This is a genomic window from Micromonospora sp. D75, from assembly GCF_018070405.1.
Classification (GTDB): domain Bacteria; phylum Actinomycetota; class Actinomycetes; order Mycobacteriales; family Micromonosporaceae; genus Micromonospora; species Micromonospora chalcea.
Genome location: NZ_JAGPXV010000001.1, coordinates 61,006 through 73,348, shown reverse-complemented (window position 1 = coordinate 73,348; position 12,343 = coordinate 61,006). Strand labels below are relative to the sequence as shown.

General features: G+C 69.8%; 12 protein-coding genes and 3 pseudogenes. 7 read left to right on the top strand and 8 right to left on the bottom strand.

The features are described 5' to 3' along the window. A pseudogene (locus tag KBX39_RS00270) lies at positions 1-355 on the bottom strand (hypothetical protein); the annotation flags it as partial. Between the two features lie 535 nt (positions 356-890). Between KBX39_RS00270 and KBX39_RS00265 the strand changes: the two are divergent. Beyond that, positions 891-2,075 carry a Cmx/CmrA family chloramphenicol efflux MFS transporter gene (locus tag KBX39_RS00265; protein WP_210868635.1) on the top strand — a complete coding sequence of 395 codons (1,185 nt, stop codon included), beginning with the start codon at positions 891-893 and terminating at the stop codon, positions 2,073-2,075. Positions 2,076-2,223: 148 nt separating this feature from the next. Here KBX39_RS00265 and KBX39_RS00260 read toward each other — a convergent pair whose 3' ends face one another. Further along, positions 2,224-3,153: an NmrA family NAD(P)-binding protein gene (locus KBX39_RS00260; RefSeq protein WP_210868633.1), complete on the bottom strand. Its 930-nt coding sequence runs from the start codon at positions 3,151-3,153 to the stop codon at positions 2,224-2,226. Between the two features lie 94 nt (positions 3,154-3,247). Between KBX39_RS00260 and KBX39_RS00255 the strand changes: the two genes are divergently transcribed. Both KBX39_RS00255 and KBX39_RS00250 read left to right on the top strand, forming a co-directional pair. Next, positions 3,248-3,832, top strand: a complete 585-nt coding sequence (locus tag KBX39_RS00255) for a TetR/AcrR family transcriptional regulator (RefSeq protein WP_210868631.1) — start codon at positions 3,248-3,250, stop codon at positions 3,830-3,832. Between the two features lie 360 nt (positions 3,833-4,192). After that, complete coding sequence (locus KBX39_RS00250) at positions 4,193-5,065, top strand: SDR family NAD(P)-dependent oxidoreductase (RefSeq protein ID WP_064446367.1); 873 nt, start codon at positions 4,193-4,195, stop codon at positions 5,063-5,065. 319 nt (positions 5,066-5,384) lie between these two features. On the opposite strand, the gene KBX39_RS00245 is transcribed toward KBX39_RS00250, so the two are convergent. The 4 genes and pseudogenes from KBX39_RS00245 to KBX39_RS34195 form a co-directional block, all read right to left on the bottom strand. Further along, entirely contained in the window at positions 5,385-6,422 is a 1,038-nt protein-coding gene (locus KBX39_RS00245) for a DUF808 domain-containing protein (RefSeq protein ID WP_064446368.1), read from the bottom strand. A 205-nt stretch (positions 6,423-6,627) separates the two neighbouring features. After that, positions 6,628-6,717, bottom strand: a pseudogene (locus tag KBX39_RS00240) (IS5/IS1182 family transposase); the annotation flags it as partial. A gap of 123 nt (positions 6,718-6,840) precedes the next feature. Then, positions 6,841-7,596, bottom strand: a complete 756-nt coding sequence (locus tag KBX39_RS33035; RefSeq protein ID WP_247659727.1) for a hypothetical protein — start codon at positions 7,594-7,596, stop codon at positions 6,841-6,843. Positions 7,597-7,663: 67 nt separating this feature from the next. Continuing rightward, positions 7,664-7,960: pseudogene (locus KBX39_RS34195) on the bottom strand (Glu/Leu/Phe/Val dehydrogenase dimerization domain-containing protein); the annotation flags it as partial. Positions 7,961-8,224: 264 nt separating this feature from the next. Between KBX39_RS34195 and KBX39_RS00230 the strand changes: the two are divergent. The 3 genes from KBX39_RS00230 to KBX39_RS00220 are packed head-to-tail and all read left to right on the top strand — an operon-like array spanning position 8,225 to position 10,529. Continuing rightward, positions 8,225-8,632, top strand: coding sequence for a GntR family transcriptional regulator (locus tag KBX39_RS00230; protein WP_113974454.1), 408 nt, complete (start codon positions 8,225-8,227; stop codon positions 8,630-8,632). A gap of 20 nt (positions 8,633-8,652) precedes the next feature. Then, positions 8,653-9,543, top strand: coding sequence for an ABC transporter ATP-binding protein (locus tag KBX39_RS00225; protein ID WP_210868627.1), 891 nt, complete (start codon positions 8,653-8,655; stop codon positions 9,541-9,543). Further along, positions 9,540-10,529, top strand: a complete 990-nt coding sequence (locus KBX39_RS00220; RefSeq protein ID WP_210868625.1) for an ABC transporter permease — start codon at positions 9,540-9,542, stop codon at positions 10,527-10,529. Before KBX39_RS00225 ends, KBX39_RS00220 begins: the two co-directional genes overlap by 4 nt. A gap of 137 nt (positions 10,530-10,666) precedes the next feature. Here KBX39_RS00220 and KBX39_RS00215 read toward each other — a convergent pair whose 3' ends face one another. Together KBX39_RS00215 and KBX39_RS00210 are read right to left on the bottom strand one after the other, a co-directional pair. Beyond that, complete coding sequence (locus KBX39_RS00215; protein ID WP_247659735.1) at positions 10,667-11,290, bottom strand: crosslink repair DNA glycosylase YcaQ family protein; 624 nt, start codon at positions 11,288-11,290, stop codon at positions 10,667-10,669. A gap of 257 nt (positions 11,291-11,547) precedes the next feature. Further along, positions 11,548-11,904, bottom strand: a complete 357-nt coding sequence (locus tag KBX39_RS00210) for an integrase core domain-containing protein (protein ID WP_210868620.1) — start codon at positions 11,902-11,904, stop codon at positions 11,548-11,550. Between KBX39_RS00210 and KBX39_RS00205 the strand changes: the two genes are divergently transcribed. Then, positions 11,903-12,043: a hypothetical protein gene (locus tag KBX39_RS00205; RefSeq protein ID WP_210868619.1), complete on the top strand. Its 141-nt coding sequence runs from the start codon at positions 11,903-11,905 to the stop codon at positions 12,041-12,043. The two genes, KBX39_RS00210 and KBX39_RS00205, sit on opposite strands and share 2 nt — an antisense overlap. Positions 12,044-12,343: the final 300 nt, after the last annotated feature.

The window sequence follows — 12,343 nt, the reverse complement described above, 5'->3', positions numbered from 1 at the left end:
CACCCCGCCGGGCCACCTCGAGGACACCACCGTCGATCTCCACGGTGATCCCGGCGCGCTCGGCGATCACCCCGAACTGATGCCTCTTCCGGATGCGCCGGCCGTCGACGACGATCTCCTCGTCGTCGGCGAGGGTCACCACCGGCCCGTCCGTCCCGGTGCGCCACTCCCCGGGCACACCGGGGAACCGCTGCGGCTCCGCGGTGAGCCAGTGCAGTCCGGCCACGGCGAGGAAGCCGTGGCGGTCCGCCCGCGCCTCCTCGTGCCGGCGGTGCCACTCCTGCCAGTCGTCGGCGAACGCGCGGGTGGGTCGTGCGGCGTCGGGGGGTGCGGACGGTGCGAGTTCACTGTTCATGACGGATCCCTCTCGTTGACGTGCGGCCGCTCGGAAACGGGCGCGGAGGTGCCGGACGCGAGCCGGCGGGACGAGGACCGAGAGGCAGCGAGCGCCCGCTCAGGCCGGAAGGGTCGCCACGCGACAGAGCTGCGCGGCGACCCGCATCAGGTCGACGACCCGGCGGGAGGTGAACAGCCGAACAAGCAGCATGGATCAATTTTCCTACTGAGCAAGTAGGATTTCAAGCCCCGGAGCCACTCAGCATCGCGTGGCCATCGCAACGTCTACCGGAATGGGCCGAACCAGGCAGCTGTCGCGCGGCCTGCCTCATCGAAAATGGATGTGCGGGAGCCGGGCAGCCATCGGTAAAGTGGCGTCCATGTCGAGCCCCGAGTCGGACACTTCGGGGGCTTTCGGCCACGCCGTCAGCCCCTGAACCACTGAGGTTCCAGCCTCCCGCCCACTACCGCATACGTGTGGGCGGTTGTTCGACCCCCGGGTTGGCCGTGGTGACGAGACGCCTTCTGTCCGTTTCATGCCTCGGAGCAACTCGATGCCTTTCGCTCTCCATCTTCTTGCCCTCGCCGTCTTCGCCATGGGCACCTCTGAATTCATGCTCGCGGGCCTTGTGCCCGACATCGCCACGAGCCTCGATGTCTCCGTCGGGTCCGCCGGGCTGCTCACCTCCGCCTTCGCGGTCGGGATGATCGTCGGCTCACCCCTCATGGCTGCCTTCGCACGTCGGTGGCCGGCACGGACCACGCTCCTTGGATTCGTGGTGATCTTCACTCTCTGCCACGTCGTCGCCGCGACAACCCCGTCCTTCTCCGTGCTGTTCGCAACCCGTGTCCTGGCTGCGGTTGCCAACGCCGGCTTCCTGGCCGTCGCCCTCACCACCGCGACCGGTCTCGTGGACCCGAACCAGAAGGGGCGTGCCTTGGCGGCCCTCCTTTCCGGTACGACGATCGCTGTCGTCGCAGGCGTGCCGGCGGGCGCGCTGCTCGGCACCGCGATGGGGTGGCGAGCGACCTTCTGGGCAGTCGCGCTGCTGTGTGTCCCCGCCGCTGTCGGCATCCTCGCGGGGATCCGGCCCCGCTCCGAGCCGACAGCGGAAGGGCCCGCCGCCGGCGCGTCTCTGGCCTTCGAACTCGCGCAACTCCGAAAGCCCCGACTGCTCGTGGCAATGCTGCTCGGAGCGTTTGTCAACGGCGGGACCTTCGCGGCGTTCACCTTTCTTGCACCCGTCGTCACCGAGACCGCAGGACTGGACGAGGTGTGGGTACCGCTGGCCCTGGTCGTGTTCGGCATCGGATCGTTCATCGGCGTCACTGCCGCCGGGCGGCTCTCCGACCGGCGCCCTCGTCCGATTCTCGGAGTGGCCGCTCCCCTCCTGTTCCTGGGGTGGCTGGCACTCGCACTCGTCGCCACACACCCCGTACTGCTGCTGATCCTCGTCTTCGTCCAGGGCATCCTGGCTTTCGCGGTGGGTAGCACGCTCATCGCGCGGGTGCTCTACGCAGCATCCGAAGCGCCCACCATGGGAGGTTCCTACGCAACCGCCGCGCTCAACATAGGAGCCGCCGCCGGCCCGGCACTTGCGGCCCTGACGCTGTCGGATTCCAGTGACCTCGGCCCCGTGTGGGTGGCTTCTCTCCTGACTGGGCTTGCCCTGCTCATGCTGCTTCCATCGGTGGGGCTGATCGCGCCACGGAACCGGAGTGGGGAGGTCGTCCGGTGACTCATGCGAATGCTCCGCGCAACGTCGACATCGTCGGCGGCTCGTCGACGATGTCGAACTCGACCGATCGCTCACGTCGCGGCCGACAAACTCGCCGACTTGGACCGGACGGCGTGTCCATGGGCGTGACGATGACCAAGCCTTGGCGTCAGCCCTGACGGAGGGGGCGCAGGTGGCGGTCGGCCCACTCAGCGAACGGGGTCAGGGGGATGCCGAGGGCGCGCGCGAACTCCGGCCGGGCCGGCTGCCCGGCGACGTTCAAGAACTCGTGGGAGGTGGTGGCCCACGGCGGCATACCGGCGGCAAGCGCTTCCGCCTCGGTCATGTCGGGAGCGGTGCCGTCGATGCCGAGCGACTCACCGATGATCTTCGCGATTTCCGTCATCGGCAGGTGGTCGCCGGCCAGTTCGAGTTCGACGCGGTGGAAGCGGTCGGGGTCGGCGACGGCAGCTGCGGCCGCGCGACCGATGTCGTCGACGGCGACCAGCGACAGGTGGGTCTGCGGCCGGAGGACCGTCGCGAGCCCGCCCGCGATGCCCCGCGGCAGCAGGTAGGCCAGGTCGGGCAGGAAGTTCTCCATGAAGAAGCCCGGCTTGATCAGCGTCCACCGGTCGAAGCCGGCGGCCCGGACGCGTTCCTGCATGCCGGCCTTGGGCAGGAAGACGCGCTCCATCGCGGCCCAGCGTCCGTCGGTCCAGCCGGGGGCGTCCTCGTGCCGCCCGGCGCCGGACACCGAGGTGTGCACGAACTGCGGGACCTCCGCGGCCAGCGCGGCCGCGATCAGGTTGACGCCTTGGGCGAGTTCGCTCTCGAAGTCCCAGGTGTCGCCGCGCAGCTCCGGCATCTGCACGGAGAAGACGGCGCGGGCGCCCCGGGCGGCCGGGACCAGCGATGCGGGGTCCCGGAGATCGCCGGTGACCAGCTCGGCGCCGAGGGCGGCGACTGCGGCGGCCTTGGCGGCAGCAGGGTTACGGACCAGGGCGCGCACCGGGACGCCGGCGGCGAGCAGGGCGCGGGCGGTCGCCCCGCCCTGCTGGCCGGTAGCGCCGGTGACCAGTACTGGTGCTCGATCAGACATGGACACACTCCTCGACCCACGAAACGGCGGGGCCCGCCGTTTCTGCTTGCTAAGATACGGCGGACCCCGCCGCTTAGCAACGCCGAGGTGAGACATGCGAGCAGACGCACGCCGCAACTACGAACTTCTGCTCGCGGTGGCAGCGGAGGCGGTTGCCGAGCACGGGGCCGACGCGTCGCTGGAACAGATCGCCCGGACCGCCGGGGTGGGCTCCGGCACGGTCCGCCGCCACTTCCCGACCCGCCACGCCCTGCTCGAAGCCGTCTTCCGGGAGCGCATCGACGCCCTCTGCGCCCGCGCGGGCGAACTAGTGGGCAACCCGGACCCCGGGGCCGCGCTCGTCGAATTCCTGATCGAGATGACGCGGGCCGCCGCGACGATCCGGGGCCTGGCCGAGGCGCTGAACCGCGGCCGCGTCGAAAGCGTCTACTGCGCGTCCGACCAACTGTCCGAGGCGGGTGAGCCGCTGGTACGCCGGGCCGCCGAGGCCGGAGTGCTGGCGCCCGACGTCACCTTCGGCGACCTGTCGACGCTGGTCACCGGGATCGCCCTGGCGACCGAGAGCGACCGCGACCCCGGTACCACAGCGACCCGCCTGCTCTCGCTGGCCATGACGGGGTTCACGGTGACACCGCAGGAACCCGCACAGCACAGCCCGCTTCCGAAACCAGGTGCCTGACCACGCCCCGGGCCACGGCCTGATCGCAAGCCGTAGCTCGGGCCGGCTTCGCCGGACCAGATAGCGGTCCGAGCCACGGCTCGCGGGCCTACCCTGCGCCGTCGTGGTCGGCGAACCCCACCGCGCCTTCTACGGCAACCAGTTCAGTCTCACTGTGCCGACCCAGCCGACAAGGCCGAGGTCTACCGACAACTCGGTTTCCAGCCTGAGACGCAAACGGTGCGCGGTGCGCTTTCCGGCGTGCACAGCGTCGAAACCGAGATCGTCGCGCAGAGGATCAAGCGGGCGGGACCACTCGTCGCCTCCGAAGCCTGAGCGCGGCTTGCTTTCAAGCGCGCTCGAAGCTCTAGTGTCGGGGCCGTGACCACGACAGCCGAGACGAGAACATGGATCATCACGGGCGCGAGTTCCGGCCTCGGTCTGGGGCTCGCCGAGGCGGCACTCCAGGCTGGCGAGCATGTGATCGGGACCGCGCGGAGGGCCGACCGCTTCGACGGGCTCAAGGCGCGGTACGGGGATGGGCTCCTCGCCGTCGCGCACGATGTGCGCGACACGGCCGGAGCGGCCGGGGTCGTGCAGCGGGCGCTGGAGGTGTTCGGGCGCGTCGACGTGCTCGTCAACAATGCAGGCGCCGGACAGGTCGGCGCCGCCGAAGAGATCACGGACGCTGCTCTGCGGGCCATGCTCGAGCAGCACCTGTTCGGCCCGGCCGCCTACGTGCGTGCCGTGCTGCCCCACATGAGGGAACGTCGCTCTGGTGCGGTCGTGCAGATGAGCAGCCAGGGCGGGCGGATGTCGTTTCCCGCCGTCGGCAGCTACTCAGCCGGCAAGTTCGCGCTCGAGGGCTGGTCGGAGGCGCTGGCGGGCGAGGTCGCACCGTTCGGCATCCGCGTCCTCATCGTCGAGCCCAGTCGATTCCGCACCGCGTTCAACGCCGCGGACGTGCTCAACACAGCGCGGCAGAGCTCGATCTACGAGGGGGTCACCGGTGCCGTGCGCGCGAACATGGAGGGAGCCGACGGCATCCAGGAGGGCGACCCGGCACGAGCCGCCCGGGTGATCCGGAACATGCTCGACACACCCGACGCGCCGCTCCGGCTCCCGCTCGGCGCCGAGGCGGTTCGCAACCTCACCCGCGCCTACCGTGCAGCGCTCGACGACGTCGAGAAGTGGGCGTCGGTGAGCGAGTCGGCGGACTTCCCAGGTATGCCGCCCGCGGTTCGCCCGTTCTGATCGCCGTACGCTGATGGCCGAGACGGCATCCAGTTCGGCGTCGAGCGCTGACTCCGGAACGGCACATCCCGACTCCGGGAGTGCCCGCGACCTATTCGCCCAACTCTGAACGCCCGGCTCCGCCGACGTTGGGCCGCTTCCAGCATCCGGTCGAACCGGATGCCGAGTCGGTAGGTCACGATGGCGACGACGACACCAATACCGCGCCAAAACGGCCCACTACCAGCGAAGACTCCGACCCCACCAGGTGCGGCTGGAGTACCAAGCGCGGTTCAGCACCAGAACGCCTGACCCCGCAGTCGAGTGGCGATGATGTGCGTCAACCGCGCGGCGCTCGGTCCGCAGGATCGTCGCGACGCTGAGCTGCACGGCTCGGCTGGGCGGGGATGGTGCCGTCAGTACGAGTCGTGGCCGCCGCGGTCGCAGCCGCAGGCTTGGATTTGCGGCGGTGGAGCGTGAGAGTCATGACCAGCACGACCAGCGCTCCGACGATCAGCCCGAGGATCGCGCTGGCCACCGTGTTGACGAGCCAGCCGACGAGCCCGCCGAGCGCACCCGTGGAGTCGTGGGCGGCGACCTCCACGTGGTGCACGGCCTCGTACAGGAAGTGCAGGTTCAGCTCGTTCGTGCCTAGCAGCAGGATGTGCCCGCCCACCCACAGCATCGCCGCGGTGCCGACCACCGTCAGCACGGTGAGGACTACCGGCATCGCCCTCACCAGACCGCGGCCGAACGTGGCGACGGCGCCGGAACGTTGCGACAGGCGCAGCCCGGCGTCGTCCATCTTTACGATCAGGGCCACCACGCCGTACACCATGACGGTAATGACGACGGCGACGACCGCCAGGATCGCCAGGCGGGACCAGAACGCCTCATTGATCACCTCGTTGAGGCTGATGACCATGATCTCCGCCGAGAGGATCAGGTCGGTTCGTACCGCCCCGGACACCAGTGTCGTCTCGTCCTGCACCTTTTCCTCGCCCGCGCCGTGGGCATCGTGATGGGCGATCTTGGCCCACACCTTCTCCGCGCCTTCGTAACAGAGGTAGGCGCCGCCGAGCATGAGGATCGGAGTGAGCAGCCAGGGCACGAACTGACTGAGCAGCAGCATGGCCGGCAGGATGATGAAGAACTTGTTGCGCAGCGACCCCAGGGCAATGCGCTTGATAATCGGCAACTCGCGCTCGGCCGCCAGGCTCCGCACGTACTGCGGCGTGACGGCAGCATCGTCGACGACGACGCCCGCAGCCTTGGCGCCGGCCTTCGCGGCGCCCGCCCCGATGTCATCGATCGACGCGGCAGCGGCTCGGGCCAGCACCGCCACGTCATCCAGCAGGGCTACGAGTCCACCGGCCAAGGGAGGGTCCTTCCAGGGTTGCGCAGAGTTCGAACTGGCCCATTCTCGCTCAGGTCCTGTGCGCGGCAAGCCACCGCCCGGCCGTATATCGGGCGAGAGCTCGAGGTGAGCGTCTATCGCGCTCAGCCGGCGACCCGCCACCACCGCGCCCGGGCATCAACCTGGCGCCAGCTCAGGCCGAGCCCGTCCGCCGCGGTCGCCGTTAGCCAGGGTCGGCGTAGATGCGTTTCGGTCGCTGTCCGGGTCGGCCGCGGATGCCTCTGATCGGCGGGATCTCGTCGACCAGGGGCAGTAGACGGGCCGCCCTCGGCAGACAGCGACTGAAGCGACAATCCAGTTGCTGAGCAGCCTCGCGGCCTGGCGACACGGCTCCTTGAACGTGATACGCGCGCTAGCTCGGCAAGAACGAGCCCCCAGCTCAATCTCCGCCCTCTAGCTGGTGGAGCGCTCGCTCCGCACTGCCCTCATCTGCCGCCGTCACGTGTGGCGGTTGGCCGTTGTCTTGCGGTCGGGTGGTGGCAGGGTCAGCGGCGGCCGCTTTCCATGCGGTGGCGGGCGCGGGCGCGAGCGGCAGCGGCCGGGGTCGAGCCGGTGGCGCGGGCTGTGCGCAGGATGTCGGTGAGGGTGTCGGCGATGCCGTGTACCCGGGCGGTGGCCTGGGCGGACGTTTCCCGTGTAGCTCGGCGGCAGTGGCGTGGATGATGCCGCCGGCGCTGACGATGATGTCCGGTGCCCAGAGGATGCCGTGCTGGTGCAGCAAATCGGCGGTGGCCGGGTTGTCGAGTCGGTTGTTGGCCGGTCCGGCGATCGCGGCGCAGCGCAGTGTCGGCACTGTGTGCGGGGTGAGCAGACCGCCGAGGGCGGCAGGGACGAGGACGTCCACGTCGGCGGCAAGGCAGTCCTGCGGGCTGGTCCAGGCGGCACCCGCGGTGTCGGCGAGCATTCGTCTGCCCTCGTCGATGTCGGCGGCCACCAGGGTCGCGCCGGCGTCGGCGAGCATGCGCAGTACGTGCCCGCCGACGCGGCCGAGGCCGAGCACGGCGATGCTGCGCGCGGACAGATCGGCTGACCCGAATCGCTCGGCGCACAGGGCATGCAGCGCGGCGAGGACGCCGACGGCGGTGTCCGGAGGAGTCGCCGCTGCCACCGGCGTGCACCGGTCGACAGAACGCATGCGGGGCCCGCTCGGCGATCGTGACCATGTCGTCCGGTCCGGTTCCCACGTCCGGTCCGGTGGCATAGGCACCGATCGCGTCGCCCGCGTCATGCAGCACGGCCCGACGGGCGGCCGCGTCGAGCGCCCTGCCCGGGGGCAGCGCGACGACGGTCTTGCCGCCGCCGTTGGGCAGCCCCGCCAGCGCGCACCTGTCCGACATCGCGGCCGACAGCCGCAGCGCGTCGCTGAGCCCGTCACGCCAGTGCGGGTACTGCGCGACCCGGCAGCCGCCGATGGCCTGACCGAGCGCGGTGGAGTGCACCGCGACCACGATCGGCAGGCCGGACCGTACGCCCCGCCTGATGACGACGTGTTCGTGCATGGACCAGCCCTCGGCGTCGTCAGTTCGTTGGCGACCATCGCACACCTCTCCTTCCACCTGGATTGCTGCCGGTTCCTTCCCGAGCCGCTGACCCGTCGGCGCCAACCTCTGGCCTGCTGGCGCCACCCGGTCGACACGCCGGGCAGCCGCCCGTGACGTGCCGCGTCGGGCCGGGCGCGTGTCGCGTCGGGCTTGACAGGAGCCACAGTCCCGGCGAGCCTGTCTGGTAGTCCTATTGTCGTAGGACAGGAGGGATCATCGCGAGTGATCGAATTCGTACTGGACAGCCGGTCGAAGGTGAATACCTACATGCAGCTCGTGCAGCAGGTGAAACAGGCTCTGCGGGTCGGCCTGCTGACGCCGGGCGACCAGTTGCCGAAAGTCCGGGACGTCGCACAATCCCTGGCGATCAACCCGAACACGGTGCTGAAGGCGTACCGGGAACTGGAGATCGAGGGTCTGGTCGGCGGCCGCCCCGGAGTGGGCACGTTCGTCCAGCGCACCCTGGCCGGCGCGTCGCTGCCCAACCAGGCCGAGCTACGCGACGACCTGGTTGCCTGGCTGCACCGGGCGCAGGCTGCCGGCCTCACCGCCGAGGACGTCATCGCCCTGGTGGAGACCACGCTGCGCGCCACCCTCCCTGAAGACACCCCGCAGAAGGAACCCGCGTGAGCGGAACGAGAGGACAGAGAATGGACCATGTCTTGGAGGCGGACCGGCTGGGCAAGCGGTACGGCCGGGCCTGGGCGTTGCGGGACTGCTCGCTGCGCCTGCCGGCCGGCCGGATCGCCGCGTTGGTCGGGCCCAATGGCGCGGGCAAGAGCACACTGTTACACCTGGCCGTCGGGCTACTCAAGCCCGACGCGGGCACGGTACGGGTGTTCGGTCGATCGCCGTACGGCGACACGGACGGCCTCGCCGACATCGGCTTCGTCGCCCAGGACACCCCGCTCTACCGGGACTTCACGGCGTCCGAGCTGGTCGTCGCCGGCGGCAAGCTGAACAAGCGGTGGGACGCGCACCTGGCCCGCACCCGGTTGGCGCAGCTCGGCATTCCACCGGACCGACCCGTGGGCAAGCTCTCCGGCGGGCAACGGGCCCAGGTGGCGCTGGCCCTGGCGCTGGCCAAGCAGCCCCGGCTGCTGCTGCTCGACGAGCCGGTCGCCAGCCTCGACCCGCTGGCCCGGCGTGAGTTCCTCCAGTCCCTGATGGGCAGCGTCGCGGATTCCGGGACCACCGTCCGGCTCTCCTCGCACCTGCTGGCCGACCTGGAGCGCGTCTGCGACCACCTGATCGTGCTGAACGCCGCCAAGGTACAGCTCACCGGCGCGGTCGACGACCTGGTCGCCGGGCACCGCCAACTGGTCGGCCCACGGCACGACGGCGGCCCGATCGGGGGCGTCGCCGCCGTCGTCCGGGCCAGCCACACCGACCGGCAGTCGACACTGCTGGTCCGCACCGACGGGCCGGTCACCGATCCGGCCTGGACGATCCGCGAGGTGAGCCTGGAGGACGTCGTCCTGGCCTACCTGGCCGAGGGCACCGCGCAGACCAGTCACAGCGAGTGGGGGGTGGCAGCATGATCTGGTTGACCTGGCGACAACACCGCAAGCAGGCCTTTTTCACAGTGCTGGCGTTCGCCGTGCTCGCGGCCGTGCTGGTGCCGATCGGCCTGTCGATGCGGAACACCTTCGCCGACCTCGGGCTGGCGGACTGTGTTGGCCAGCTTGCCCGCGCCGACGTGGCCGCGTCGACCCGCGAGGCATGTGACGCGGGCTTCCACCGCTTCAGCAACCAGTACGGCAGCCTCAATCTGCTGGCCGTCCTGCTGATCACCCTGCCGGTGCTGGTCGGCCTGTTCTGGGGCGCGCCACTGGTCGCCCGTGAGGTGGAGCAGGGCACGCACCGGTTCGTCTGGACCCAGGGTGTCGGCCGCACCCGCTGGGCGCTGACGAAGTTCGGGCTGGTCGGAGCCGCTGTGCTGCTCCTGGCGATCGGTTACGGGCTGGGCATGTCGTGGTGGGTCGCGCCGCTGACCCAGGCCGCTTACGAAGGTCGCCTCGGCATGATCGTCTTCGATCTGCAGGGCATCGTCCCGATCGGCTACACGCTTTTCGCCGTGGCGTTGGGCGTCTTCGCCGGCACCGTCTGGAAGCGGATGCTGCCCGCCATGGGCATCACCCTCGCCGGGTTCATCGGCGTACGAGCGGCGGTAGCGCTCCTGGCCCGGCCGCACTACCAGCCCGCCCGTACCCAGACCTTCCCGATCGAGAGGGAGGGACCCCCGGAGATCAGCCGGGGGGACTGGATCCTCACCCAGGGCGTCCGTAACCCGGACGGGACGATGATCGCGGAGGATACCCGCATCCAGTGCCCGCCGGGCGGCAAGGGCCCGGACGGTCGGGTCTGCGGCGCCGAGCTGGGCCTCCAACCGGGCGCGTACAACTGGCAGCTGTACCAGCCGGCGGACCGGTTCTGGCTGTTCCAGGGCATCGAGACGGGCATCTTCGTCGCCCTCGCCCTGCTGCTGCTCTACCTGGCCGTGCGCCGGCTCCGCCGGATCTCGTAGGCGGGGACTTCAGATCGTGGACAGCGACGGGTGCTCGTCGGGGCGCGGGGGCCTCGGCGATCACCCGTCAGCCACACCCTCCGGGGTCAGCGAGAGCCATGACGCCAGGTCGCGCAGCTCGTCGTGCACGGCGCGGCTCACCTGCAGAGTGAAGGGCACGTCTTCTTGGACGGCGTGCACGGTGAATGTGCCGCGCCGGCGGTCAGCCGTGGCGTCCACTTTCCGACCAGCCGGTCGCCGTGCAGGATCGGCAACGCGAAGTAGCCCCACCGTCGGTTCGCCTTCGGTTTGTACATCTCCAGCACGTACTCGTACTCGAAGAGCTCTTCGAGGCGGACCCCGTCGTGCACCAGCCGGTCGAACGGCGACAACAACGCCCGTACGCGCGGTGAACGGCTGCCCGAGCGCGGCCGGGTCCACCCGCCAGACCCCCGAGACTCCCTCGGCCACCGCCGGCTCACCGGCGTCGCCGACCTCTGACGGCTCCCCGGCAGGACCGGTGTCTGCGCCCGGGCGATGCCCAGCGCGCGTAGCCGACGCTCGTTGCGGACCCGAAGCGCCTGCGCCAACGCCACGACGGGAGTGCCGGCCGGATAGACCCGCCCGGCGACGTCCCACAGCCGTTGCCGGCCCTGACCGGAGATTGCGACCTCGCCGCGCGCGACCAGGAACTCCAGCATCTGGGTGAAATTGCGGTTGTTGGTCAAGCCCGACGACGGCCAGCGCACCGACCACGACGACATCGAACCCGACGGCACCATCACCCGACACCACGAAATTTTGCGCTGGAAACACCGCACCCACACCAACCCACGGCGGTCAACGTCCCTACCTCCTGGCCGGCCCCGTCCACTGCGGCATCTGCGGCCGCCTGTGGACTCGCACTGGGTCCACAACCGCCCCGGATACCGATGCCGCCACGGACACACCAGCACCCGCACCAACACCCACCCAAAACCGGGTGCAGTCCCATCTCTCGATTGCGGGTGTCAATCCCCTGGAATCGTGGAGGGCTCCGTTATGCGGCCTGGGCCTGCAGGGCGCGGGTCTCTGATCGTTCGTAGTCGATGGGCAAGCGTCCGCCGCAGACGGAGTGGCGGCGGCGCCAGTTGTAGAAGTCGGTGATCCAGGTGGCGATCTTCAGCCGGGCTTCCGTACGGGTGCGGAACTGGTGACGGTGGACGTACTCGACCTTGATGATGGAGAAGGTGGCCTCGGCGACGGCGTTGTCGAAGCACGAGCCGACCCGGCCCATCGACTGGCGTACCTTCCAGCGGGCGCACACCCGGGCGAAGTCGGCCGAGCAGTATTCGCTGTCCCTGTCGCTGTGGAAGATCACTCCGGTGACATCGCCGCCGCGGGTGACGGCGGCCATGTTCAACGCGGCGACAACCAGGCCGGGCCACGCGGACGGCGGCACGCTGGCCAAGCGGGCCTACGTCCACCCGGACAGCAGCCACCTCAAGGTCGCGGCTGAACACCTGGAAGCAGGCCTGTTCGGCTGCCTCCGGTGACACGAATTTCAGCAGTAGGCGCGTACGTGTTGAATTGTGAGACGAAACAGCAAGAAGGCCTCGACCCACCGAGGTGAATCAAGGCCCTGGCCTGCTTGTTTACTGTCGGGACGGCCGGATTCGAACCGACGACCCCTTGACCCCCAGGGCGCTGCGTTGGACGTCTGCGCACGTCATGCCCGCCGCAGCCATGATCAGGCCGTGCGGTCGAGCGCCTGCCGTCCACCAACGCGCACTACGTGTGGCCCCACTGTGGTCCCCCACGGATCTCGCCAAGCAAGAAATCCCTTCTACAACTTG

Coding starts and splice junctions, on each gene's coding strand:
- KBX39_RS00205 (WP_210868619.1), top strand. CDS start 11,903: ATGTTCAACGCGGCGACAACCAGGCCGGGCCACGCGGACGGCGGCACG.
- KBX39_RS33035 (WP_247659727.1), bottom strand. CDS start 7,596: ATGCGTTCTGTCGACCGGTGCACGCCGGTGGCAGCGGCGACTCCTCCG.
- KBX39_RS00255 (WP_210868631.1), top strand. CDS start 3,248: ATGCGAGCAGACGCACGCCGCAACTACGAACTTCTGCTCGCGGTGGCA.
- KBX39_RS00225 (WP_210868627.1), top strand. CDS start 8,653: ATGGACCATGTCTTGGAGGCGGACCGGCTGGGCAAGCGGTACGGCCGG.
- KBX39_RS00215 (WP_247659735.1), bottom strand. CDS start 11,290: ATGGTGCCGTCGGGTTCGATGTCGTCGTGGTCGGTGCGCTGGCCGTCG.
- KBX39_RS00260 (WP_210868633.1), bottom strand. CDS start 3,153: ATGTCTGATCGAGCACCAGTACTGGTCACCGGCGCTACCGGCCAGCAG.
- KBX39_RS00210 (WP_210868620.1), bottom strand. CDS start 11,904: ATGGCCGCCGTCACCCGCGGCGGCGATGTCACCGGAGTGATCTTCCAC.
- KBX39_RS00265 (WP_210868635.1), top strand. CDS start 891: ATGCCTTTCGCTCTCCATCTTCTTGCCCTCGCCGTCTTCGCCATGGGC.
- KBX39_RS00220 (WP_210868625.1), top strand. CDS start 9,540: ATGATCTGGTTGACCTGGCGACAACACCGCAAGCAGGCCTTTTTCACA.